Source organism: Blautia sp. ZXY-1-C6, assembly GCF_056339875.1.
The window spans coordinates 1-25127 of sequence record NZ_JBWJVQ010000026.1 but is presented as its reverse complement, the minus strand read 5'-3'; the positions used below and the strand labels follow the sequence as shown (position 1 = coordinate 25127).

Annotated in this window: 25 protein-coding genes and 4 pseudogenes; 27 read left to right on the top strand and 2 right to left on the bottom strand. The window is 49.5% G+C overall.

The features are described 5' to 3' along the window. The 6 genes and pseudogenes from AC075J_RS01385 to AC075J_RS01360 form a co-directional block, all read left to right on the top strand. Positions 1-396: plasmid mobilization protein (locus AC075J_RS01385; protein WP_476389874.1), on the top strand; the 396-nt coding region annotated here is incomplete at its 5' end. Then, positions 368-1996: pseudogene (locus tag AC075J_RS01380) on the top strand (relaxase/mobilization nuclease domain-containing protein). The gene AC075J_RS01385 and the pseudogene AC075J_RS01380, both read left to right, overlap by 29 nt. Before the next feature lie 185 nt (positions 1997-2181). Next, a complete protein-coding gene (locus tag AC075J_RS01375) occupies positions 2182-2394 on the top strand; it encodes a hypothetical protein (RefSeq protein ID WP_005927784.1) in 213 nt (70 codons plus the stop codon). Next, complete coding sequence (locus tag AC075J_RS01370) at positions 2384-3127, top strand: phage replisome organizer N-terminal domain-containing protein (protein WP_102759326.1); 744 nt, start codon at positions 2384-2386, stop codon at positions 3125-3127. The genes AC075J_RS01375 and AC075J_RS01370 overlap by 11 nt, the downstream gene beginning before the upstream one ends. Continuing rightward, a complete protein-coding gene (locus AC075J_RS01365; RefSeq protein WP_102759325.1) occupies positions 3124-3981 on the top strand; it encodes an ATP-binding protein in 858 nt (285 codons plus the stop codon). Before AC075J_RS01370 ends, AC075J_RS01365 begins: the two co-directional genes overlap by 4 nt. Further along, positions 3978-4166, top strand: a complete 189-nt coding sequence (locus tag AC075J_RS01360) for a transposon-encoded TnpW family protein (protein WP_002569233.1) — start codon at positions 3978-3980, stop codon at positions 4164-4166. Before AC075J_RS01365 ends, AC075J_RS01360 begins: the two co-directional genes overlap by 4 nt. A 50-nt stretch (positions 4167-4216) precedes the next feature. Here the strand turns inward: AC075J_RS01360 and AC075J_RS01355 are convergent, their stop codons facing one another. After that, positions 4217-4837, bottom strand: a complete 621-nt coding sequence (locus AC075J_RS01355; RefSeq protein ID WP_102759324.1) for an alpha/beta fold hydrolase — start codon at positions 4835-4837, stop codon at positions 4217-4219. Positions 4838-5049: 212 nt separating this feature from the next. On the opposite strand from AC075J_RS01355, the gene AC075J_RS01350 reads away from it, so the two are divergent. The 5 genes and pseudogenes from AC075J_RS01350 (at position 5050) to AC075J_RS01330 (ending at position 8093) form a co-directional block, all read left to right on the top strand. Then, the gene (locus AC075J_RS01350) at positions 5050-6660 is read left to right on the top strand and encodes a recombinase family protein (RefSeq protein ID WP_097839336.1); all 1611 of its coding nucleotides are present in this window, start codon (positions 5050-5052) and stop codon (positions 6658-6660) included. 21 nt (positions 6661-6681) lie between these two features. Beyond that, positions 6682-6780: pseudogene (locus tag AC075J_RS01345) on the top strand (Maff2 family mobile element protein); the annotation flags it as partial. Between the two features lie 160 nt (positions 6781-6940). Further along, on the top strand, positions 6941-7213 hold the full coding sequence (locus tag AC075J_RS01340) for a helix-turn-helix domain-containing protein (RefSeq protein ID WP_002584334.1): 273 nt from the start codon (positions 6941-6943) through the stop codon (positions 7211-7213). Continuing rightward, positions 7173-7550, top strand: a complete 378-nt coding sequence (locus AC075J_RS01335) for a TnpV protein (protein ID WP_476389873.1) — start codon at positions 7173-7175, stop codon at positions 7548-7550. Before AC075J_RS01340 ends, AC075J_RS01335 begins: the two co-directional genes overlap by 41 nt. Before the next feature lie 51 nt (positions 7551-7601). Beyond that, positions 7602-8093, top strand: a complete 492-nt coding sequence (locus AC075J_RS01330) for a nucleotidyltransferase domain-containing protein (RefSeq protein WP_002584332.1) — start codon at positions 7602-7604, stop codon at positions 8091-8093. Between the two features lie 118 nt (positions 8094-8211). Here the strand turns inward: AC075J_RS01330 and AC075J_RS01325 are convergent, their stop codons facing one another. Further along, positions 8212-9018, bottom strand: coding sequence for a helix-turn-helix domain-containing protein (locus AC075J_RS01325; protein ID WP_002584331.1), 807 nt, complete (start codon positions 9016-9018; stop codon positions 8212-8214). Positions 9019-9501: 483 nt separating this feature from the next. Between AC075J_RS01325 and AC075J_RS01320 the strand changes: the two genes are divergently transcribed. From AC075J_RS01320 to AC075J_RS01245, 16 genes and pseudogenes are all read left to right on the top strand, one after another. Next, positions 9502-9690 carry a hypothetical protein gene (locus AC075J_RS01320; RefSeq protein WP_002584330.1) on the top strand — a complete coding sequence of 63 codons (189 nt, stop codon included), beginning with the start codon at positions 9502-9504 and terminating at the stop codon, positions 9688-9690. Continuing rightward, entirely contained in the window at positions 9687-10028 is a 342-nt protein-coding gene (locus AC075J_RS01315) for a DeoR family transcriptional regulator (protein WP_002584329.1), read from the top strand. The genes AC075J_RS01320 and AC075J_RS01315 overlap by 4 nt, the downstream gene beginning before the upstream one ends. After that, positions 10021-10317: a DUF3847 domain-containing protein gene (locus AC075J_RS01310; RefSeq protein WP_002584328.1), complete on the top strand. Its 297-nt coding sequence runs from the start codon at positions 10021-10023 to the stop codon at positions 10315-10317. The genes AC075J_RS01315 and AC075J_RS01310 overlap by 8 nt, the downstream gene beginning before the upstream one ends. 746 nt (positions 10318-11063) lie before the next feature. After that, on the top strand, positions 11064-12524 hold the full coding sequence (locus AC075J_RS01305; RefSeq protein ID WP_002584327.1) for an Lsa family ABC-F type ribosomal protection protein: 1461 nt from the start codon (positions 11064-11066) through the stop codon (positions 12522-12524). A 214-nt stretch (positions 12525-12738) separates the two neighbouring features. Next, complete coding sequence (locus AC075J_RS01300; protein WP_002584326.1) at positions 12739-13284, top strand: P-loop nucleotide/nucleoside kinase family protein; 546 nt, start codon at positions 12739-12741, stop codon at positions 13282-13284. Between the two features lie 196 nt (positions 13285-13480). After that, positions 13481-15061, top strand: coding sequence for a MobQ family relaxase (gene mobQ, locus AC075J_RS01295; protein WP_002584325.1), 1581 nt, complete (start codon positions 13481-13483; stop codon positions 15059-15061). 65 nt (positions 15062-15126) lie between these two features. Then, a complete protein-coding gene (locus AC075J_RS01290) occupies positions 15127-15771 on the top strand; it encodes a CHC2 zinc finger domain-containing protein (RefSeq protein ID WP_002584324.1) in 645 nt (214 codons plus the stop codon). Further along, positions 15740-17077 carry a virulence-associated E family protein gene (locus AC075J_RS01285; RefSeq protein WP_002584323.1) on the top strand — a complete coding sequence of 446 codons (1338 nt, stop codon included), beginning with the start codon at positions 15740-15742 and terminating at the stop codon, positions 17075-17077. Before AC075J_RS01290 ends, AC075J_RS01285 begins: the two co-directional genes overlap by 32 nt. A gap of 241 nt (positions 17078-17318) precedes the next feature. Beyond that, positions 17319-17516: a hypothetical protein gene (locus AC075J_RS01280; protein ID WP_002592708.1), complete on the top strand. Its 198-nt coding sequence runs from the start codon at positions 17319-17321 to the stop codon at positions 17514-17516. Next, positions 17517-19187, top strand: coding sequence for a recombinase family protein (locus AC075J_RS01275; RefSeq protein ID WP_002584321.1), 1671 nt, complete (start codon positions 17517-17519; stop codon positions 19185-19187). A 91-nt stretch (positions 19188-19278) separates the two neighbouring features. Further along, positions 19279-19362, top strand: a pseudogene (locus AC075J_RS01270) (Maff2 family mobile element protein); the annotation flags it as partial. Between the two features lie 19 nt (positions 19363-19381). Beyond that, entirely contained in the window at positions 19382-20251 is an 870-nt protein-coding gene (locus tag AC075J_RS01265; RefSeq protein ID WP_002584320.1) for a VirB6/TrbL-like conjugal transfer protein, CD1112 family, read from the top strand. A gap of 177 nt (positions 20252-20428) precedes the next feature. Next, positions 20429-20830 carry a PrgI family protein gene (locus tag AC075J_RS01260; RefSeq protein ID WP_007037042.1) on the top strand — a complete coding sequence of 134 codons (402 nt, stop codon included), beginning with the start codon at positions 20429-20431 and terminating at the stop codon, positions 20828-20830. Continuing rightward, entirely contained in the window at positions 20781-23219 is a 2439-nt protein-coding gene (locus tag AC075J_RS01255; RefSeq protein ID WP_006876011.1) for a VirB4-like conjugal transfer ATPase, CD1110 family, read from the top strand. The genes AC075J_RS01260 and AC075J_RS01255 overlap by 50 nt, the downstream gene beginning before the upstream one ends. Then, positions 23216-24175 (top strand): DNA-methyltransferase, encoded by a 960-nt coding sequence (locus tag AC075J_RS01250; protein ID WP_006876012.1) that lies wholly within the window; start codon positions 23216-23218, stop codon positions 24173-24175. The genes AC075J_RS01255 and AC075J_RS01250 overlap by 4 nt, the downstream gene beginning before the upstream one ends. A 35-nt stretch (positions 24176-24210) precedes the next feature. Next, positions 24211-25127: pseudogene (locus tag AC075J_RS01245) on the top strand (CHAP domain-containing protein); the annotation flags it as partial.

The window sequence follows — 25127 nt, the reverse complement described above, 5'->3', positions numbered from 1 at the left end:
CGAAAACGATATAACACGCCGCACCGCAGCCGGGTAATTAAGACACGCATGACCGAGGAAGAATACGCCGAGTTTGCGGAAAGGCTTTCTGCCTGCAACATGAGCCAAGCCGAGTTTATCCGGCAAGCCATAACCGGGGCAGCCATACGCCCCATCATAACCGTTTCCCCCGTCAATGACGAGCTGCTTGCCGCTGTCGGGAAGCTGACCGCCGAATACGGCAGGATCGGCGGCAACTTAAACCAGATAGCCCGGACGCTGAACGAGTGGCACAGCCCCTACCCGCAGCTTGCCGGGGAGGTACGGGCGGCGGTTTCCGACCTTGCTGCCCTAAAGTTTGAAGTCTTGCAGAAAGTGGGTGACGCTGTTGGCAACATTCAAACATATCAGCTCTAAAAATGCCGACTATGGCGCAGCGGAAGCCTATCTCACATTTGAGCATGACGAGTTTACCATGAAAGCCCACCCTTGATGAAAACGGGCGGCTGATACCGAGGAAGGATTACCGCATTTCTTCCCTTAACTGCGGGGGCGAGGATTTCGCCGTTGCCTGTATGCGAGCCAATCTCCGCTATGAGAAAAACCAAAAACGAGAAGATGTGAAAAGCCACCACTATATCATCAGCTTTGACCCACGGGACGGGACAGACAACGGCTTGACCGTAGACCGGGCGCAGGAACTGGGCGAGCAGTTCTGTAAAGAGCATTTTCCCGGACACCAAGCCCTTGTATGCACCCACCCGGACGGGCATAACCACAGCGGCAATATCCATGTGCATATCGTCATCAACTCCCTGCGGATTTATGAAGTCCCGCTTCTGCCCTACATGGACAGACCAGCCGACACACGGGAGGGCTGCAAGCACCGCTGTACCAACGCCGCTATGGAATATTTCAAGAGTGAAGTCATGGAAGATGTGCCACCGGGAGGGGCTTTACCAAATCGACCTCCTGAAGCGGCAGCAAGGAACGGATAACGGAACGGGAATACTGGGCGGCAAAGAAAGGGCAGCTTGCCCTTGATAAAGAGAACGCCGCCAGAGAAGCCGCAGGACAGCCGACCAAGCCCACCAAGTTTGAAACGGACAAGGCGAAGCTGCGCCGGACGATACGGCAGGCACTTTCCCAAGCTGCCAGTTTTGACGAGTTTTCTTCCCTTTTGCTGCAGGAGGGTGTGACCGTCAAGGAGAGCCGGGGGCGGCTTTCCTACCTCACGCCGGACAGGACGAAGCCTATCACAGCCCGGAAGCTGGGGGACGATTTTGACAAGGCTGCTGTCCTTGCCCTGCTTACACAGAACGCCCACAGAGCCGCCGAACAGACCAAAGCCATACCGGAATACCCTACCACACCCAAAAGGGACGCTTGCAGGAGGAAAAAGCCGCAAAAACCACCCCGGCAGACAACATCTTGCAGCGCATGGTTGACCGGGAAGCCAAGCGAGCCGAGGGCAAGGGCGTGGGTTATGACCGCTGGGCGGCAAAGCACAACCTAAAGCAGATGGCGGCTACCGTTACCGCCTACCAGCAGTACGGCTTTTCCTCCCCGGAGGAACTGGACGAAGCCTGTTCTGCCGCCTATGCCGCCATGCAGGAAAGCCTTGCAGTAGCTGAAGCAGGTGGAAAAGACGCTGAACGGGAAAAAGGAGCTGCAACGACAGGTGCTTGCCTATTCCAAGACCCGCCCTGTCCGGGACGGGCTGAAACAGCAGAAAAACGCAAAAGCAAAAGCAGCCTACCGTCAGAAGTACGAAAGCGACTTTATCATAGCAGACGCAGCCGCCCGCTATTTCAGGGAGAACGGCATTTCCAAGCTGCCGAGCTATAAAGCCCTGCAAGCAGAGATTGAAACCCTTATCCAAGAGAAAAACAGCGGCTACAACGATTACCGGGCAAAACGGGAGGAATACCGCCGCTTACAGACTGTCAAGGGCAATATCGACCAGATTTTACACCGGGAGCGCAAGCCTGTGAAAAGGCAGGAACAGGAACGATAAAAACCGCCCCAAAATGTACCCGAACCTATACAGAACAAGGGGGCTGCCCCGTACCCTATCCGCAAATACCAAAGGATTTTTTAACGGGCTTATAGGGCAGAAAAACCCCGAAAATGATACCGAGATGATACAGAATTACCGCCGATACCGCCACACCAGCGGAAACGGCAGAAAGGAGCGCACCCATGCCAAGAATGAGCAAGAAACGGCGGCTGGAATGGTCTTTTTTCCTGCGGCAAGTAAAAGTCGGGAATACCACCTGCGACCGTATCACATACAACGACCTCTGCCGGGGCTGTACCCATAGCTGCAAGCAGAGCTTCCGGGCGGTTATCATACTCTGCCCCCGCTACTACTCCAAACGCCGGAAAAAGGAGGACAGGGACAATGGCAGATAACCGCAAGTATTACTACCTCAAGCTGAAAGAGAACTTTTTTGACAGCGACTCCATTGTGCTGCTGGAAGATATGAAAGACGGGATTTTATATTCCAATATCCTCTTGAAGCTGTACTTAAAATCGCTGAAAAACGGCGGGAAGTTGCAGCTTGACGAGCATATCCCCTACACAGCGCAGATGATAGCGACACTGACCCGCCACCAGATAGGGACGGTTGAGAGGGCTTTGGAGATTTTCCGGCAGTTGGGGCTTGTGGAGCAGCTTGACAGTGGGGCTTTTTATATGACCGACATTGAGCTGATGATAGGACAGTCCTCTACCGAAGCCGAGAGGAAACGGGCTGCAAGGCTGGAAAACAAGGCACTTTTACCGCCCCGGACAAAAGGCGGACATTTGTCCGACATTCGTCCACCAGAGATAGAGTTAGAGAAAGAGATAGAGATAGAAAAAGAGAGAGAGGGAGAAACGGGACACCCCGCCCCCGCCGCTTATGGCAGATACAACAATGTGATACTGACCGATACAGAGCTTTCCGGGCTGAAAACAGAGCTGCCCGACAAGTGGGAGTATTATATTGACCAGCTTTCCTGCCATATCGCTTCCACCGGGAAGCAGTACCAGAGCCATGCAGCCACCATTTACAAGTGGGCGCAGGAGGACGCTGCCAAAGGCAAGGCTGCCCCGAAACAGGGCATACCCGATTATTCATGTAAGGAGGGCGAGAGCTTATGAAAAACGAGATTGAAGCTATGATTACGGACATTACAACCACTACCGTCGAAGCGGAGGACTACACAGGCGAGGACGGGCTTTTATACTGTGGCAAGTGCCATACGCCAAAAGAAGCCTACTTTTCAAAAGAAACCGCCCAATGGTTAGGGTATGACCGCCACCCAACAGACTGCGACTGTCAGCGAGCAGCCCGTGAAAAGCAGCAAGCCGCCGAAAGCCGACAGAAGCACCTTGAAAAAGTGGAGGACTTGAAACGCCGGGGCTTTACCGACCCTGCTATGCGGAACTGGACATTTGAGCATGACAACGGCAGAAACCCACAGACCGAAACCGCCCGCTTTTATGTGGAGAGCTGGGAAACCATGCAGGCTGAAAATATCGGCTACCTGTTCTGGGGCGGCGTGGGGACAGGAAAAAGCTACCTTGCCGCCTGTATCGCCAACGCCCTTATGGAGAAAGAGGTTGCCGTCTGTATGACAAACTTTGCAACGATACTGGGTGACCTTGCTGCCAGCTTTGAGGGCAGGAACGAATATATTTCCCGCCTTTGCAGCTACCCTCTGCTGATACTTGATGATTTCGGTATGGAGCGAGGGACAGAATACGGGCTGGAACAGGTTTACAGCGTGATTGACAGCCGTTACCGAGGCGGCAAGCCGCTGATCGCCACGACCAACCTCACGCTGGAGGAATTGCAGCACCCGCAGGACACGCCCCACGCCCGTATCTATGACAGGCTGACTTCCATGTGCGCCCCCGTCCGCTTCACGGGCAGCAATTTCCGAAAGGAAACCGCACAGGAAAAGCTGGAACGCTTAAAGCAACTGATGAAGCAGCGAAAGGAGAGCCTATGACAGAAACCAAACAGACAAGCACCACCAAAACAGACCGCCGCCCGGACTGTGTAACGGAAATCCGCATGGGCAACTCCGTCCTTACCGTTTCCGGCTTCTTCAAGCAGGGCGCAACCGACACCGCAGCCGACAAGATGATGAAAGTGCTGGAAGCGGAAGCTGCTACACAAAAAACAGCGATTTAACATGATACTGAAAAGCGGTCACGCTTTTGGCGTGACCGCTGGCAGAGAAATTATAGGTTGAAAAATGCTGAGAGTGCTTTCCCCAAATCTTCGGGAGCGTCTATGTTTACTTCATGTCCAGAATTTTTAATCACTAATAATTCGGCTTGCGGTAACTGCGATTGAAGCTGTAAAGAAGCCTGTTTATTTGCTGTATCTTTCTCCCCGCAGATAACCATTACAGGGCTATTGATACACTTCAATTCTTTTTGGAAATCCAAGTTTATCATGGATTTTGACAGATTGATAAAATCCGTTTTACCAAGTCCCATGCTTTCAAATGTTCTTTTAGGCATAAACCGAAAGAGCATATTTTGAAATTGCAAGAGTTTTTTCGGCATTGTATATTGTGTCGCAACCAACGCCAAAGAGTTTATTTTATCTGGATTTTCAATCCCATATTGCAATGCGAGAATACCGCCTAAAGATAGCCCACAGATATTGACCGGTTCTGAAAATTGCTTACAGTATTCGGAGAAAGCAAGATATAAAACTTGATAGCAGACCTCTTTATCTTCAAACCAATCAAAAAGGTTCGGGCATAAAATGTCCGCACTTTTCCCCATAGTGTTAATCGTATTTTTCCAGCTTGATGATGTTTGCCCTAATCCATGAAGTAATATAGTTTTCATTTTCTCTCCTGCAATGTCTGATGTGTATTTACGGTAAAGTATATCACAGAGTTATGAACTTTTCTATCTTTTTTGCAGCGAGAAGCCGTACAGTAAAAAATCGTCATTTTGACAGGCGGTAAAGAAGCAGAAACCGCTATACAGACAGCCGCCCCATGTGGTACAATCAAGGTACGGAATAGTGGGGCTGGCTGTCGGAAACGGAGGATTTTATGTTAAGACAGACCAACCAACAACCAATTACCGCCCTTTACCCAAGACTTTCCCATGAGGACGAGCTGCAAGGCGAGAGCAATTCCATTTCCAATCAGAAGCGTATCCTTGAAACCTATGCAAAGCAGAACGGCTTTTCCAATCTGCGCTGGTACACGGACGACGGTTATTCTGGTGCGAACTTTCAAAGACCCGGTTTCCAAGCCATGCTTGCGGACATTGAAGCCGGAAAAGTCGGGACAGTTATCGTAAAGGATATGTCGAGGTTAGGGCGAAATTACCTGCAAGTGGGAATGTACACGGAAATGATTTTCCCACAGAAAGGTGTCCGCTTTATCGCTATCAATGACGGAGTGGACAGCGCACAGGGCGACAATGACTTTGCCCCGCTGCGGAATATCTTTAACGAATGGCTGGTGAGAGATACGAGCAAGAAAATCAAAGCAGTAAAACGCTCAAAAGGCATGAGTGGCAAGCCCATCACAAGCAAGCCTGTGTATGGCTACCTCATGGACGAGGACGAAAATTTCATTATTGACGAGGAAGCTGCACCCGTAGTCAAGCAGATATACAACCTCTGCCTTGCCGGGAATGGTCCGACCAAGATAGCCCGTATGCTCACAGAGCAGCAGATCCCCACGCCGGGGACTCTTGAATACCGCAGGACGGGCAGCACCCGCCGCTACCACCCCGGCTATGAGTGCAAGTGGGCGACCAATACCGTAGTGCATATCCTTGAAAACCGGGAATACACAGGCTGTCTGGTAAATTTCAAGACAGAAAAACTTTCTTACAAAGTCAAGCACAGTGTAGAAAATCCCCCGGAAAAGCAAGTGATTTTCGAGAACCACCACGAGCCTATCATAGACACCCAAACATGGGAACGGGTGCAGGAGCTTCGCAAACAGCGCAAACGCCCCAACCGCTATGATGAAGTGGGTTTGTTCTCCGGCATACTGTTCTGTGCGGACTGCGGCAGCGTGATGTATCAGCAGCGATACCAGACGGACAAGCGCAAGCAGGACTGTTATATCTGCGGCAACTACAAGAAACGCACCCATGACTGTACGGCGCACTTTATCCGCACCGACCTCTTGACCGCTGGTGTACTCTCCAATCTGCGGAAAGTGACCAGCTATGCGGCAAAGCATGAAGCCCGGTTTATGAAACTCTTGATTGAGCAGAACGAGGACGGGGGCAAACGCAGGAACGCCGCCAAGAAAAAGGAACTGGAAGCCTCCGAGAAACGCATAGCCGAGTTATCCGCTATCTTCAAGCGGCTGTATGAGGACAGCGTGACCGGGCGCATATCAGACGAGCGTTTCACAGAGCTGTCGGCAGACTATGAAGCAGAGCAACGGGAGCTGAAAGAAAGAGCCGCTGCTATTCAAGCGGAGCTTTCCAAAGCACAGGAAGCCACCGTGAACGCAGAAAAGTTTATGAATGTTGTCCGGCGGCATACCAGCTTTGAAGAACTTACCCCTACTCTGCTGCGGGAGTTTGTAGAGAAAATCGTTGTGCATGAGTGCAGCTATGACGAGAACAAGACCCGCAGACAGGACATTGAGATTTATTATTCTTTTGTTGGCAAGGTGGACTTGCCCGAATAACCGCCCGACCTATCCGACACAATGCGCAAGTGCCGGATAGGAACGGCAAAATTTTTTACACTCCTATTACTTCTTTATCGCACATCAGTAAAGAGCCAGGGCATGAAGCAGTTCATGGCTAATTAAAGGGAACAAAAAGAAAGGAAAAGCCAATCCAGACGGTATCAGCGGCAGGCTACAAGAATAAATTGTGATTTCACAAGATTGGTGCTATAATAAGAGAAAAGTTCCTGCCGGGGCAGCCGCTCCGGTGGTATGGATAGAAAGGCAGGAAAACAATATGCACATCAGCTATAAACCACTCTGGCACACACTGTTAGAGCGTGATATGAGAAAAGAGGATTTAAGGCTTGCCGCTGGTATGACAACAAATATGATTGCCAACATGAGCAAAGAGGGAAAGCACATCAGCATGGATACATTAGCCCGTATCTGCGAAACGCTGAATTGTGAGATTACCGATGTGATTGAGTTAGTACCAGACGAGCCTGCTTCCACAGGAGGTAAGGAACATGAGCGAATTGAAACCAAGAATAAAAGAAAACGGAATTGATTATATCCTTGTTGGAGATTACTACATCCCGGACTTGAAGTTGCCGGAGGAACACCGCCCCATCGGAAAGTACGGACGGATGCACCGGGAATATTTAAGAGAAGTCTGCCCAGCCAGATTACACACATTGACCCTGACCGGGGAATTGTGGACATATCTTGCAGACCTGAACGAACAGGCACAGAAACGGTTAGACACCATCATGGAGCAGATGAAAGCTGCCGAGGGCGTGACCGAGGAATTGAAGCGTACCCGTCAAATGGAATGGGTGCAGCGTTGCAATAACATTCACAACCGGACAGAAGAAATTGTTTTACATGAGATGATTTATTCATAACGGTATGGTAGAATGATTATTACAAATTAGAAGTTGTAAAGGAGACTTTGTATGGGTAGAAAAGAAATAACAACAAAAGAAGATTTAATGAAAGTAATAGAATTATTCGAAAATACTGGAATTACATACTGGTTGGATGGCGGATGGGGTGTAGATATTTTAGCTGGTAAACAAACAAGAATTCATAGAGATATAGATATAAATTTTGATGCTCAACATACGGAAAAATTGTTAAATGTGCTTTTGAATCTGGGCTATAAAATTGATACAGACTGGAAACCGGTTAGAATAGAGTTATATAGTGATGAACTTGGTTACTTAGACATTCACCCGTTCGTTTTAAGTGAGGACGGAACTTCAAAACAAGCTGATTTAGAGGGTGGCTGGTATGAGTTTGAAAAAGATTACTTTGGTAGTGCTTTTTTTGAAGGAAAAACAATTCCTTGTATATCCTTAAAAGGCCAAAGAGTTTTCCATTCAGGTTATGAATTAAGAGATAAAGATAAGCATGATATTTCAATTCTTGAAAGTTTATCAAAATAACATTGCTGTAATTTCTAAGATAAATTCCACTTTATCGCTTTGAAATTTTAACTGAATAAGTATAGCACCAACCGCTGCTACATGGAAGCAAACACAACCATGCAACAGCGGTTTTTCTTTACCGTTTTTTCCTTTGACTGATAGGAGTTCCTGTTTTCTTTGATTTTTGTAGAATCCGAATGAGCCAGCGAAATTCTTCGTCTGACAGATTTTTATAGTTGATGCCGAGCTGCTTGCAGTAAAGGACAACCAGCTTTTCATCCCGACTGCCCTTGAAATTTTCAACCGCTTCCAAATTTTCTTTCAATTCATCGGCAACGGTGGTCTGGGGCGCACTCTCGCTGTCCTTTTTGTGGGCTTCCCGAATATCCCGGATAATGAGATTGAGGTCATCAAGAACCATGTGGCTGAAATATTCATCATCGCTGATATGGGCGGCTTGCAGCACTTTCAAATGCGGGTCGTCTTCGCCGGGGCGATACCGTTCAATGATTTCATGCCGGACAGTATCGACAAGGGCGTTGAGGTTTTGAATCTGCATGGTGGCAATCCCATCTACATAAATCTCAATGTCCGCAAGAAACTTGATAAAGTCCTTATGAGTGGCAAGCTCACAGAGCAGACGGTTGTTAATCCGACCGCCTTTCAGAAGTGCCACCATCTCATCATTCAAATGCAGCTCTGTTAGTGGCGTGTTGATCTGCTCCCGGTTCTCTGTCCGGCACAGCAGATAATCAACGGAAACCCCATAGAAGTCTGCCAGCGTGATAAGGTTGCCATGATTGATTTCCTTATAATCCTCTTTTTCATAACTGCCAAGAGCTGATTTGGAAATGCCCGTCAGCTCTGATAATTCTTCCAGATTTAAGCCTTTGTCCTTGCGGAGTTCCCAAAGGCGTTCCTGTATGCTTGTCGCTCCTTTCATGGGCGCACGCTCCTTTCCGGCGGTTTCATTACTGCCGCTTAACTGGATTATATCATACTTTCCGCAATCGTGGAAATTTCTGATTTTTACCCTTAATTCCTACTTTGTGGACATACGGCACAGGGCACAAAAATGTTCTATGATACAGGTAGTTCATCGATGGATTATTCCAATCGAATGACCAGCCTGTGTGGGATATGCTTCCCCGGCGATGTAGCGCCATGACTTTTGGCAGGGATATGGAGGAACCCTGACCGAAACGAGCGTACCAAAGGGAGCAATACGCCGCTGTGAGATTCAGGGGAGGAACGACACCGGGGAGAACTGGCGAACTGATACCGAAATGATACCGAAACACGACAATCTGATAGGGGGATAGTCTACCCTATTGCTGATACTTCTGGAGATTTTAGACGGCTCTATGACCGTAATTTTGCCGAAAATCGCCCCGAAACTATACACTAAAACGGGAGGAAACGCAATATGCCGAGAATGAGCAAAAAGAGGAAGCATGAGCTTTCTTTTTACCTCAATGACCGGGGGCGTGTCACTTACAACGAATTATGCCGGAAATGCAAGCATGGGTGCAAGCAGAGCTTCCGGGCGGTTGTGGTTGACTGCCCCCGTTATTTATCCAAAAGAGCAAAGAAAAAGGAGGAACACACCGAATGAATTTTGAATTTATGACGATAGGCACACCGTTGCCGCCCTGTATGCCCTTTCCCAGAGCGTTGACAGGATTTCCAGTCAGCAGCACCGCAAAGGTCATGTACTGCCGGATGTTGGACGCTATGCTATCCAACGGACAGGAGGACGAGAACGGAATCCTGTTTATCTGCTTCCCTGTCACAGCCATTGCCGCAGTCCTGTCCCGCAGCCCCATGACGGTCAAGCGTTCTCTGAATGAACTGGAAACCGCCGGACTGATCATGCGAGTGCGTCAGGGCGTTGGAGAACCAAACAGGATTTATGTGCTGATACCGGGAAAGGAGGACGCTGCCCTTGCCTGATACCTCAAAGCTGGAAAAGCTCAACCGAGAGTTGGAAAAGAGTGAAAAGAAACTGCGGAAAGCCATCAATGATGAAAAGGCATTGCAGCACCAGCTAAAGCAGCTTACCCGAAAAGAACGGACACACCGGCTCTGTACTCGTGGCGGTATGCTGGAAAGTTTTCTGCAAGAGCCGGAACGCCTGACAGATGATGATGTCATGCTGTTGTTGACACTCATTTTTCACAGGCAGGACACGCAGGAACTATTGAAGAAACTGCTGGAACGTGAGAAGCCGGAAACCCCTTAGTTTACTAAGGGCGCAATTATACACCACCCAGAGGTTGGTGCATTGCGTTCTCCGAAGGCTCCTCGCCGGGGGGCTGTGATTTTCCGCAGTCATGGTCTGCTCCAAATCAAACAGGGGACGCTACGCTTCCCCTGCGCTGGCTGCCGCCAGCTACCCTTTTGTGGACTTGCCATCTGGGGAGACCTTGCGCTGCAAGCTGTTCCCAGCCGACAAGTTTCATAAAATATGCTATCTTTTCGATAGGCAATAAAGTATAATAAAGTCAGCAATAAATCGGAATTTTACGGTCAGTAAGGAATGCGTAAAGTTATATGATTGTATTATAAGCGATTTGTTAAATTTTTATAACCACTTGTATTTGCCTGCGATTTATGGTATAATATTTTGAAATTTAGAAAGAGGTGGGAAGATGATTAACTTTTCTTGCAAATAAAATCAAAATATGCGGTAGTGCTATACTTTGGCATTATTGTGTCTATTGCAAGAAAGTTATATGTCTATCTTACTCAATATAGTGCTGTTGCCACTTTTGCTTAGTGGTGTTATTTTATGCTATGACGAGCTGCAAGGATAAACTTTCTTGTGGCTCTTATTTTGTTTTGGAGGTGCTTTATGAATAGTGCAGAACAGATAGTTACACATGATTCACTCCGTATAGTGTCGGTTCCTTTTGGTGAAATCTATACGTAGTAAACATTCACCGAACCGACTTTGTATCGTATGACATGCAAAGGAGGATAATATTTATGTCAATGATTAAAATTGAAAACCTTACGTTTTCATATCCGACAAGTTATGATAATGTTTTTGAAAATGTCAGTTTCCAGGTTGATACCGATTGGAAGCTTGGTTTTGTGGGCAGAAACGGACGAGGTAAAACAACCTTTCTGAATCTTCTGCTTGGGAAATATGAGTATAGTGGAAAAATCCTATCATCCGTACAGTTTGATTATTTTCCTTATCCCGTTTCAGATAAGAATCGTATTACAGAGGATATATTGCAGGAGATTTGCCCACTTGCGGAAGAATGGGAACTTATGCGAGAACTTTCTTATCTTGATGTTGATGTCGATGTGCTTTGGCGACCTTTTGAAACACTTTCCAACGGAGAGCAGACAAAGGTTTTGATTGCCGCTCTTTTTCTTAATGAAGGGCATTTCCTACTGATTGATGAACCTACCAACCATTTGGATGCCAAAGCGAGAAAAAGTGTGGCGGCATATCTGAAAAAGAAAAAGGGATTCATCTTAGTTTCTCACGATCGTCGCTTTCTTGACGATTGTGTTGACTATATTCTATCGATTAACCGAGCGAATATCGAAGTGCAAAGAGGAAACTTTTCATCATGGATGTCAAATTTTGAGCGACAGCAAGAATTTGAACTGGCTCAGAACGAACGTTTGCAAAAGGACATCAGACGATTACAGCAGTCGGCAAAACGCGCTGCAGTATGGTCTGAACGTGTAGAAGCTTCCAAAATTGGGGCAGCAGATAAAGGTTATGTCGGTCATAAAGCCGCCAAAATGATGAAGCGTTCAAAATCTATAGAAGCGAGACAACAACAGACAATCGAACAAAAATCAGCATTGCTGAAAAATATGGAAACCGCAGAAGCCCTCAAGATACAACCGCTTAATTACCATACAGATTTGCTTGCATCATTATCGAATGTAGTAGTTTATTATGATGGCATTTCAGTTTGTGAACCCGTTTCGTTTGAAATAAGACAGGGAGAACGCATTGTGCTTGATGGAAAGAACGGCAGTGGCAAAAGTAGCCTGTTAAAGTTGGTAGTCGGGCAGTCCATAGATTATACGGGTACAGTAACACTTGGCTCTGGGCTTGTAATTTCTTATGTGCCACAGGATACATCGTATTTATGTGGAACCCTTTCCGAGTTTGCAGAAGAAAACAACCTTGATGAAAGTTTGTTCAAGGCAATTCTTAGGAAAATGGACTTTGAGCGTGTACAGTTTGAAAAGGATATTAAAGACTTTTCTGGCGGGCAAAAGAAGAAAGTCCTAATTGCGAAAAGCCTTTGTGAAAAGGCACACTTGTATGTATGGGATGAACCGCTCAACTTTATTGATGTGTACTCACGTATGCAGATTGAACAACTCATAACGGAGTTTGCCCCGACCATGCTCCTGGTAGAACATGACAGTGTTTTTCGAGATACTGTGGCAAGTAAAATTGTGAATATCTAAATTGGTTCTTCCGCAATTTTACGTTTTTCGCTTTAATAAAAATGGAGAATGCTGATTTACACTGGCATTCCAGTATTGAAAAATTACAAAATACGGATAATTGCGTAAGAACCTCTAAATTAAAATAATTGTATGGGTTAATTCCAGCTTTACAGAGACTCAAATTCCAGTTTGTAGAATTAAGAAAATCGTAATTTGTGGAGGTAAAATATAGATGAATCAAGGTAGAATTATTGTAATCACAGGTGCGCCGGGGACAGGAAAAACTACAACGGCATCTGCTGTTGCAAAAGAATCAGATTTGGAAAAGTCTGTGCATATGCACACAGATGACTTTTATCATTATTTGAGTAAAGGGGCAATACCACCGCATTTGCCGGAATCAAATGAGCAAAATTTGATTGTCATTGAAGCGTTTTTAGAAGCTGCGAAGCGATATGCTCGTGGTGGATATGATGTAATTGTTGACGGTATTATCGGACCGTGGTTTTTAAAGCCGTGGCAAAGTCTTGTTCGGGAACATTATGAGGTGCATTATATTATTTTAAGGGCAAGTAAGGAAGAAACCTTGAAGCGAGCTGTTGAACGCTCAAAGTTAGACCGAAAGACAAATATCGAATTGGTAGAAACCATGTGGGAGCAATTTTGCAATCTGGGAATATATGAATCGAATGTTATAGATACGACCACTTATTCCATTCAAGAAACTGTTTCCGCAGTACAAGAAAAAATCGCAAGTAGGGCAGCGTTGTTGTCTTAGATTGTTTTGGTGCAATTCCAGTTTGTTAGCTTTACATCGGGTCAACTTGTCCCGAACTTTTACAACTAAATACCCGCCGCTCACACAGTGGCACACCGAGCAGGAAATCTGAAAAAGGTCTCCTGCTTTTTTTCTGCCCAAAATGAGGTGGTAAAACGCCACCCCATCCACCAATTAGCGAAAGGAGGGACACGAAATGCCTTGTCCACACAACGAAATCACGATTGTTCAGCGCAGCCAGCGGCAGTCTGCGGTTGCCGCCGCTGCTTACCAAAGCGGCGAAAAGCTGTTCTGTGAATACGACCAGCAAGTAAAGCACTACCCGGAAAAGCGTGGTATCGTCCACAATGAAATCCTGCTCCCGGCAAATGCTCCACAGGAATATGCAGACCGCAATACTTTATGGAATGCCGCCGAAGCGGTGGAAAAGCAATGGAACTCCCAGCTTGCAAGGCGGTGGGTGCTTACCATTCCCAGAGAGATACCGCCCGACCAGTACGCTGTCCTTGTACGGGAGTTTTGTGAACAGCAGTTTGTTTCCAAAGGCATGATTGCTGATTTTGCCATCCATGACCCCCATCCGCCGGGACACAATCCCCACGCCCATGTCCTGCTGACCATGCGGGCAATGGATGAACATGGAAAATGGCTTCCCAAGAGCCGCAAGGTTTATGACCTTGACGAGAATGGGGAACGGATAAAGCTGCCGTCCGGCAGGTGGAAAAGCCACAAGGAGGATACGGTGGACTGGAACGACCAGAAGTATTGTGAAATCTGGCGGCATGAATGGGAGGTTATCCAGAACCGCTATCTGGACGCCAATGACCGCCCGGAGCGTGTGGACTTGCGTTCCTATGCCAGACAGGGGCTTGATATAGTCCCCACTGTCCATGAGGGGACTGCTGTCCGGCAGATGGAAAAGCGAGGTATCCAGACGAATATCGGCAACCTGAACCGGGAAATCAGAGCCGCCAACCGCCTGATGAAGTCCATCCGGCAGCTTATCCAAAACCTCAAAGGCTGGATTACCGAGCTGGGAGAAAAACGGAAGGAGCTGCTTGCACAAAAGGCGGCGGAGGAAGCGACACTTCTTCCCAATCTGCTGATGAAGTATATGGAGATACGAAAGGAAGAACGGAAGGACTGGACAAGGGCTGGACAGAACCGGGGAACTTCACAGGACTTAAAGGCAGTCAGCGAAGCCCTGTCCTATCTCCGGCAAAAGGGGCTTTCCACTGTGGAGGACTTAGAAGCGTTTCTGGAATCTTCCGGGAAATCAGCCGCAGATTACCGCAATCAGATGAAGCCAAAGGAAGCCCGGAGCAAAGTGATTGACGGGATTCTTGCCAGCCGGACAGACTGCAAGGAATGTAAGGCTGTCTATGAGAAGTACCAGAAGATATTTTTTAAGAAAATAAAGGGGAAATTCAAACAGGAACACCCGGAGGTTGCCCGGTATGAGAAAGCCGCTGACTACCTTGCCAAGCACCCGGACGATAAGGATAAAACGAAAAATGAGTTGCAACAGGAGCAGGAAACGCTTCTCAGCGAAATCGCAGAGCTGAAAGTACCACTGACCGAGGTACAGGAGGATTTGAAGAAGCTGCGGGACATCCGCTACTGGGTACGGAAAGCCACACCCGGCACAGAGGAAAGCAAAGAGCCGCCCAAGAAGCAGCCCATCAAAGAAGTCTTGCAGGATAAGACTGACGAGAAAAAAGCACAAAGAACCGCCCCGGCACAGGAGAAACACAGACAACAGGATATGGAACTTTAACAGGCACTTGCCATTTTCAATTAGAGAATGTCAGGTGCTTTTCTTATTTTCAAGGAGGGATAGATTTGAATGTATTCGAAGCTGTGAAGCAGTCCGTCACAACAAGACAGGCTGCGGAGTATTATGGAATCCATGTAGGTCGGAACGGGATGGCTTGCTGCCCGTTCCATAACGATAAAACCCCAAGCATGAAGCTGGATCGGCGTTACCATTGCTTCGGCTGCGGTGCGGATGGGGATGTGATTGATTTTGCCGCCGCCCTGTATGGGCTGGGAAAGAAAGAAGCCGCCGTACAGCTGGCACAGGACTTCGGGCTTTCCTATGAGGACTGGAAACCGCCGGGAAAGGTAAAAAAGCCCAAGACCCGGCAGAAATCCCCGGAGGAACAGTTTCAGGAAGCAAAGAATCGCTGCTTCCGTATTCTTGCCGATTATCTCCATCTGCTGATGGCATGGAGAACGGACTACGCCCCGCACTCCCCGGAGGAAGCCTTTCATCCCCGGTTTGTGGAAGCCTTACAGAAGCAAGCCCAAGTGGAATATCTGCTGGATGTGCTGCTGTTCGGGGAAACAGAGGAAAAAGCGGATTTGATTACGGACTACGGAAAGGATGTGATACAGCTTGAACAGCGAATGGCAGAACTTGCAGCCGCAGACGCAGCAAGAACTAAAAAACACTATGAACGCCATGCAGCCGCCCCAGAGCGTTGAGGAAATCAAGGCGGGGCTGGAAACCACCGAGAAAGGCGGTGTCCGTCAGAGCATACGGAACTGCCTGACCGTATTCCAACGTGACCCTCTGCTTTCAGGGGCTATCGCATACAACATCCTGACTGACCGCAAGGACATCATAAAGCCCATCGGTTTTCACAGAGAAAGCACCGCCCTGAACGATACGGACATGAAGTATCTGCTTCTTTATCTGGAAGAAACCTACGGGCTTACCAATGAGAAAAAGATTGATAACGCCATCGGGATTGTGGCGAATGAAAACAAGTACCATCCCATCCGGGACTATCTCAATACCCTTGTGTGGGACGGGACAGAGCGAATCCGCTTCTGCCTGCGGCACTTTCTGGGGGCTGACGCAGACGATTACACCTATGAAGCGTTGAAGCTGTTCCTGCTGGGTGCAATCTCACGAGCCTTTCAGCCGGGGTGCAAGTTTGAAATCATGCTCTGTCTGGTAGGCGGTCAGGGGGCTGGAAAGTCCACCTTCTTCCGGCTGCTGGCAGTCCGGGACGAGTGGTTCTCCGATGATTTGCGGAAGCTGGACGATGACAATGTGTACCGCAAGCTGCAAGGTCACTGGATTATTGAAATGTCGGAAATGATGGCAACCGCCAACGCCAAGAGCATTGAGGAAATCAAGTCATTTTTAAGCCGGCAGAAAGAGGTCTACAAGATACCTTATGAAACCCACCCGGCAGACCGCCCCCGTCAGTGCGTGTTTGGCGGCACTTCCAATGCCCTTGACTTCCTGCCCCTTGACCGTTCCGGCAACCGCCGCTTTATCCCGGTCATGGTGTACCCGGAGCAGGCGGAAGTTCACATTTTGGAGGATGAAGCCGCTTCCAGAGCCTATATCGGGCAGATGTGGGCGGAAGCGATGGAGATTTATAAAAGCGGCAGGTTCAAGCTGGCTTTCAGCCCCGCCATGCAGCGGTATCTCAAAGAACACCAGCGGGATTTTATGCCGGAGGACACCAAAGCCGGGATGATACAGGCGTATCTTGATAAATACACCGGGAGCATGGTCTGCTCCAAGCAGCTCTATAAGGAAGCCTTGAACCATGCTTTTGACGAGCCGAAGCAATGGGAAATCCGGGAAATCAACGAGATTATGAACCAGTGCATTTCCAGCTGGCGGTACTTCCCAAACCCAAGAATGTTTTCCGAATATGGCAGACAAAAGGGCTGGGAGCGTGAAAACCCGGCAACGGACTCCGGCAACCCGTCTGAAAAAACGATGGACGGTTTTGTGGAGGTCACAGAACAGATGGAGCTTCCATTCTGAAAAGGACAGCCCGTTGCACCCCCTGTTGTTATCCCGTTGCCGAGCCGGTTGCCGGGAAAAACCCCTTATTTCCGGGCTTTTCTCCCTTATAACAACCAAAACAACAAAAAAATAAAAGAAAAGTATAAATAGTAACCATCGCCAGATTGAGATTGTTTGCAAGGTCTTTTGAAGTCCGTTGCCGGACTTCGTTGCCGACACCCTCTGTCTGGCTATTTTCATGTATGGAGGATAACTGCCTATGGCAAAAAACAAAACAGAGATTCATGTGACCACTGTATTTGACGGGGAGCTTGACGCCACTGATGTGTTCGTCAGCCTGATTTCCCAGAAATACGGAAAGACAAATGCAAAAGAATATCTTGCTAAAAAGAAAGATATAGGCTATAATGAAGATGAGGTTCAAAAGAGCCAGATACCGTCTGGATTGTGTGGGTAAATGGCTATGATGAACGAAATGGAATACAGAACAATCGGTTCGGCACTTGCCGGGGGTTATCGTGCGGCGGTCTATTGCAGGCTGTCAAAGGACGATGACCTGCAAGGCGAAAGTGCCAGTATCGCAAACCAGCGTGATATGCTGGAAAAATACTGCGAAAAGCAGGGATGGGAGGTTGTGGCAGTCTATCAGGACGATGGCTTCACAGGTCTTAACATGGAGCGTCCTGACCTACAGAGAATGTTGAGAGCCATTGAGCGCAGGCAGATCAACCTTGTCATCACGAAAGACCTCAGCCGACTGGGGCGTAATTATCTGCAAACCGGGCATTTGATTGAGGACTTTTTCCCAAGAAACGGTGTCCGCTATATCGCCATGAATGACGGCATCGACACCCTGCGGGATAACAACGACATTGCCCCGTTCAAGAATATCCTGAACGAGATGTACAGCAAGGATATTTCCAAGAAAGTCCATTCCTCTTATCTTCTGAAAGCGCAGAAAGGACAGTTTACCGGGTGTCTTGCCCCGTTTGGGTATCGGAAAGACCCGGAGGACAAAAACCATCTGCTCATTGACGAGGAAACCGCCCCGATTGTGCGGCTGATTTTCGGATATGCCCTGAACGGTCATGGTCCGAACTATATCCGCAGACGGCTGGAGAAAGAAAAAATCCCCTGCCCTACATGGTGGAACCGGGAACGGGGGCTTCGCAATACCCGCACCAAATGGGAAAAGAAAGACCCAGAAAACGGGCGGTATATGTGGGACTTCTCCGTTATCAAAGACCTTTTGATGAATCCCGTCTACACCGGGGCGATTGCTTCCCAGAAAAAGGACTACCGCTTCAAAATCGGCACGATTGGGGAAAAGAAGCCGGAGGACTGGATTGTGGTGGAGGGACAGCATGAACCGCTGATTGACAGCATGAGCTTTGACATTGTGCAGAACAAGCTGAAATCCCGCCAGCGTCCGGGGCAGACCAATGAAATCAGCCTGTTTGCCGGACTGTTAAAATGCGGCGAGTGTGGGAAGTCGCTGACGGTACGCTACACAAACGCTAAACATCCCCAGCGGATTTACTCCTGCAAGACCTACAATGCCTTTGGAAAGAACCACTGCACCCAGCACCGGATTGATTATGACACCCTTTACAGCCATGTGCTGCGGAAAATCCGGGAATGTGCCAGAGCTGCCCTGATGGACGGGGAAGCGGTTGCCGACCGCCTGACCAATACCTGTGAAGCCGAGCAGCGGGAACAGCGGGAAGCAATGGAACGCTCCCTTACAAGGGACGAGGAACGGATTGAGGTTCTGGACAAAATGGTCATGCGGCTTTATGAGGATATGATTGCAGGGCGTATCAGTGAGCAGAATTTCAACACCATGCTGGAAAAGACACAGACCGAGCAGACGGAGCTTAAAACAAAAGTGTCCGAGGGCAGAAAGCGGCTGTCCGATGAAGTCCAGCTTGCCAATGATGCAAAACAATGGGTGGAAGCCATTCAGGAATACGCCAACATCACAGAGCTGGACGCAGCCACCCTCAACCGCTTAATCAAAGAAATCGTTGTGCATGAGCGCATTGACGAAGATAAAACAAGACACATTTCTATCGAAATTCATTTTAATCTCAAACCCATCCCGGAGGTGGAACAGGTCACTGCCTGACCTGTCCCGCCGGGACGGTTCTCTTAACAACACCATATAGATTTTTTGTACGCCGCCGCCCGCCATCGAGCAGAGTTTTTACACCTAATTGGGGATGAAACAGCTTATGGCGGGCGGCGGCGTTGCCCTTATCGGCATGACCCTTGTACCGCTGCTTTCCGGCTTGTTCGGTTAAGAAGCGCGGGTAAAGGCTTATGCAGAGCATACTTGACGCGATTAACGAATGGATAAAGGAAATCCTCATAGGAGCCATAAACGGTAATCTGTCAACTATGTTCGGGGACGTAAACGAAAAAGTCGGCACTATCGCCGCAGAGGTAGGGCAGACCCCGCAAGGGTGGAACGCAAATATATTCTCCATGATACAGACCCTTAGTGAAAATGTAATCGTACCCATTGCGGGGCTTGTCATTACCTACGTCCTATGCTATGAGCTTATCAGCATGGTAACGGAAAAGAACAATATGCACGACGTTGACACTTCCATGTTCTTCAAGTGGGTGTTCAAGGCGTTTGTGGCAGTCTACCTTGTGACGCACACCTTTGACATTACTATGGCGGTGTTCGATATGGCGCAGCACGTTGTTTCCGGCGCGGCGGGGGTAATCGGCGGCAGCACAGAGATTGATGTTGCCGCCGCCCTTGCTTCCATGCAGAGCGGGCTTGACGCTATGGAAATCCCCGAACTGCTCTTACTTGTCATGGAAACAAGCCTTGTGAGCTTGTGCATGAAAATCATGTCCGTACTGATAACCGTTATCCTCTACGGGCGCATGATAGAAATTTACCTTTACTGTTCGGTATCGCCTATCCCGTTTGCAACTATGACGAACCGGGAATGGGGGCAGATAGGAAACAACTACCTAAAATCCCTGTTCGCTATCGGTTTTCAAGGCTTCCTCATTATGATATGCGTCGGCATTTACGCGGTTCTGGTAAACAACATGATAATAGCGGACAATCTGCACAGCGCGATATTCTCCCTTGCAGCCTATACCGTTATCCTCTGTTTCTCCCTGTTCAAATCCGGCGCACTGGCGAAGTCGATATTCTCCGCGCATTAGCGGCGTGTCAAGGGCAGGGTGGAGATTTTCAGAGCGAAGCGGCGAAAATACGACCCGACCTTGACGCGGATAACCCCCATATAATACGGGCGGGCAAAGGGCATAGATTGACCTTTGCCTTGATTACCCTTATGGAAAATTACAGCAACACCAAACCCAGAGAAAGGAGGTTTTCACTTGGCGTATGTACCCGTACCCAAAGACTTATCCAAAGTCAAGACAAAAGTAGCTTTCAACCTTACCAAACGGCAGATTGTATGTTTTGCGGCGGCTCTCCTGTTCGGCTTGCCGCTTTTCTTTCTGCTCAAAGACAGCACAGGCACAAGCCTTGCGTCTATGGCTATGATTGCCGTCATGCTGCCCTGTTTCCTCTTTGCCATGTATGAGAAGCATGGACAGCCCCTTGAAGTGGTGGTGAAGAACATCATACGGACAAAATTCATAGCCCCCAAAGAACGACCATACAGGACAGACAACTTTTATTCCGTCTTAGAACGGCAGAGAAAACTTGAAAAGGAGGTATCAGCGATTGCAAAAGGAAACACGAAGAAACAGCGCGGCGGGAAGCACAAAGCCTAACCCGCCCCGCAAGCTCACCCGCGCCGAGAAAAAGCAGATTGCGGAAATCATCAGACAGGCAAAGGGCGACGGGAAAGCCCACACCGCGCAGCAGACAATCCCCTATATCCAGATGTACCCGGACGGTATCTGCAAGGTTACGGGACGGAAATACTCAAAGACCGTCGCCTTTGAAGATATTAACTATCAGCTTGCACAGGCAGACGACAAGACCGCCATTTTTGAGAACTGGTGCGACTTCCTCAACTACTTTGACGCTTCCGTTTCGGTGCAGCTTTCTTTCATCAATCAAGGGACGCAGCGCGGCGAAGCGGAAAAGGCGGTCAATATCCCGGCACAGGAGGACGCTTTCAATTCTATCCGCACAGAATACCGGGATATGCTGAAAAACCAGCTTGCAAAGGGCAACAACGGGCTTGTCAAAGCAAAATATATCACCTTTGCCATTGAAGCCGACAGTCTGGGCGCGGCGAAATCCCGCCTTGCCCGTATCGAAACGGACGTACTCAACAACTTTAAGCTCTTGGGCGTGTCTGCCCGCCCCATGACAGGCTATGAACGCCTTAAAATGCTGCATGGCATTTTCCACCCGGAGGGCGGGCAGTTTGCCTTTGATTTTTCATGGCTTGCCCCGTCCGGGCTTTCCACAAAGGACTTTATCGCCCCGTCCTCTTTCCGTTTTGGCGAGGGGCGTTATTTCCGCATGGGGCGCAAAATCGGCGCGGTTTCATTCCTTGAAATCCTTGCGCCGGAATTAAACGACCGTATCTTATCTGACATTCTGGACTTGGAAACGGGCGTTATCGTCAATCTGCATATCCACAGTATCGACCAGACCGAAGCCATAAAGACAATCAAGCGCAAGATTACCGACCTTGACAAAATGAAAATCGAGGAACAGAAGAAAGCGGTACGCAGCGGCTATGACATGGATATTATACCGTCCGACCTTGCCACTTTCGGCAGCGAAGCGAAGAATCTCTTACAGGACTTGCAGAGCCGGAATGAAAGAATGTTCCTCTTGACGTTCCTTGTGGTGAACATGGCGGACACGAAGCGGAAACTGGAAAATGACGTATTCGCGGCGGCGGGCATTGCACAGAAGAACAACTGCGCCTTAACCCGCCTTGACTACCAACAGGAAGCGGGGCTTATGTCCTCTGTACCGCTTGGGGAGAACCTTATCCCCATTCAAAGAGGGCTTACCACGTCAAGCACCGCTATCTTTATCCCCTTTATCACACAGGAGCTTTTCCAGACGGGCGCGGCTTTGTACTACGGCTTAAACGCCCTTAGTAACAATATGATACTCTGCGACCGCAAGCAGCTAAAGAACCCCAACGGCTTAATCTTGGGTACGCCGGGAAGCGGGAAATCCTTTGCCGCCAAACGGGAAATGACAAACGCTTTCCTCATTACCGACGACGACATAATTATCTGCGACCCGGAAGCAGAGTATTTTTCCCTTGTGCAGCGGCTTGACGGGCAAGTGATACGCTTATCCCCTACGGGCAAGGGCATTGACGGGAAGCCCCAGTATGTGAACCCTATGGATATTAACCTCAATTACAGCGAGGACGACAGCCCCCTTGCGCTGAAATCCGACTTTATCCTCTCCCTCTGCGAGCTTGTCATAGGCGGCAAGGAGGGCTTGCAGCCCGTCGATAAGACCGTCATTGACCGCGCCGTTAGGAACGTGTACCGCCCTTTCCTTGCAGACCCCGACCCGGAGAAAATGCCTATCTTGGGCGACCTCTACAACGAGCTTTTGAAGCAGCCGGAGCCGGAAGCGGCGCGTATTGCGGCGGCGTTGGAGCTGTATGTTTCCGGGAGCCTTAACGTATTCAACCACCGTACCAACGTGGAGCTGAACAACCGCCTTGTCTGCTTTGACATCAAGCAGCTTGGGAAGCAGCTCAAAAAGTTAGGTATGCTCATTGTGCAGGACCAGGTATGGAACCGCGTCACCGTCAACCGGGCAGAAAGGAAATCCACCCGGTATTTTATGGACGAATTTCATCTTCTCTTGAAAGAGGAACAGACCGCCGCCTATTCCGTTGAAATCTGGAAGCGTTTCAGAAAATGGGGCGGCATACCCACAGCCATTACGCAGAATGTCAAGGATTTGCTTGCTTCCCGCGAAGTGGAGAATATCTTTGAAAACTCTGATTTTGTCCTCATGCTCAATCAGGCGGCGGGCGACCGGGCTATCCTTGCGAAGCAGCTCAACATCTCCCCGCAGCAGATGAAATATGTCACCCACACCGAAGCGGGCGAGGGGCTTATCTTCTACGGGAACGTGGTGCTGCCCTTTGTAGACCGCTTCCCGAAAGACACCGAGCTTTACCGGGTAATGACGACGAAGCCGGAGGAAGTGGGCGAAGCATGAACGGGCTGAAAACTGACACCATCATCAACCGGGACGCGCTCTATGCCTTGCGGGAGCTTCCAGAGGAAAGCGTACACTGTTGCGTCACAAGCCCGCCCTACTATGCGCTTAGGGATTATGGGCTTGATATGCAGATTGGGCGGGAGGACACGCCGGAGCAGTACATTGACAGGCTGACCGAGGTTTTCCGCGAGCTGCGCCGGGTACTGCGTTCTGACGGTACGCTCTGGCTGAATATCGCGGACACCTACTGCGGCACAGGGAACAAGGGCTACCATGCAGACCCGAAGAACCCGAAAGGCAGAAACGGACAGCAGATTGCAAAAAACAACCGCGTTTCCGGCTGCAAACAAAAGGACTTAATCGGTATCCCTTGGCTTTTAGCTTTTGCCCTACGCGCTGACGGGTGGTATTTACGGAGCGACATTATCTGGCAGAAAGAAAACCCCATGCCGGAGAGCGTGAAAGACCGCCCTACCCGCTGCTATGAACATATCTTTCTGCTTACGAAGTCAAAGAAATATTTCTATGACGCAGCCGCCATAGCCGAGCCGTTAGCCCCCACAACGGCGGCGCGGTACCGCACCGGGCGCAGCGCGGGACAGAAATATGCGGACGAAGTACCCGGACAGGGGAAAGTACAGGGGCTTAACCGGGCGAGAAGCGGCAGCTACTACGACGAAGCCCTCATGCCGACCATGCGGAACAGGCGGGACGTGTGGCTTATCAATACCGTACCCTACAAGGGCGGGCATTTCGCCGCGTTCCCGCCAAAACTTGCCGAAACCTGTATCAAGGCGGGCTGTCCGAAAGGCGGCGTTGTGCTTGACCCCTTTTTCGGCAGCGGCACGACGGGAGCAGCCGCAAGGCAGCTTGACAGGCATTATATAGGCATTGAGATAAACGCCGAGTATTGCGCCCTTGCAAGGGCGCGGATTGGAGGGACAGAAAAATAAAACAGTATCGAGCGCGTGAGAAAGTCACGCAGAAAATGACCCGCGAGGGGGCTGTCGAGGTAAACGCCGCCACCGGGAAAAAGAAACGTATCAGCAAGCGGATAAGGGACGCGGACTTTGCAAAGACCGAAGCACCGCAGCCGCCGGAACAGGCAGCGCAGACCATACCGGGCGGCGCAGCTCCCGCGCCCACAGCCGCCGCGCCGCCGCTTCCCCATGCGCCGGGGGCAGAACGGGAACAGGACACCGCCGCAGCCGAGCGCGTCTTGGAGCGTATCGACGGGGCGCGTACCAGAAAGGCGAGCAAAAAGGCGGCGAGGAAAGCACAGGCAGAAGCCACAGCAAAAGAAAAATCTTCCCGCTTGCAGTTTACCGACGAGGAACGGGCAACGCCGGAGCTTGAAAGGTATATCCGAAAATCGGACAAAGCAGCCGACCGTCTGGACGCGGCAAAGGCGGCTATCCCCAAAGAAAAGAAACTTGTACGGGAGCGCACCTTTGATGAAGCCACCGGGAAAGGCAAGACCCGCCTACATTTTGAGGAACAGGAAAAGCCCATAGGAAGGAATAAGCCCCACAATAACCCGCTATCCCGCCCCGCACAGGAAGCGGGTATTTTCGTCCACAACAAGATACATTCCGTTGAAAAGGACAATTCCGGCGTTGAGGGGGCGCACAAATCCGAAGAACTGGCAGAGCGCGGCGCAAAGTACGGGACGCGGAAAGTCAAGGAGGGCTACCGCAGCCACAAGCTCAAACCCTACCGGGCGGCGGCAAAGGCAGAGAAAGCGGCGTTCAAGGCGAATGTGGATTTCCAGTACCATAAATCCCTACATGACAATCCGCAGATTGCGGGCAATCCCCTTTCCCGCTTCATGCAGAAGCAGCAAATCAAGCGGCAGTATGCAAAGTCGGCAAGGAAAGGCGGCGCAAAAACGGCGCAGAAAGCCGC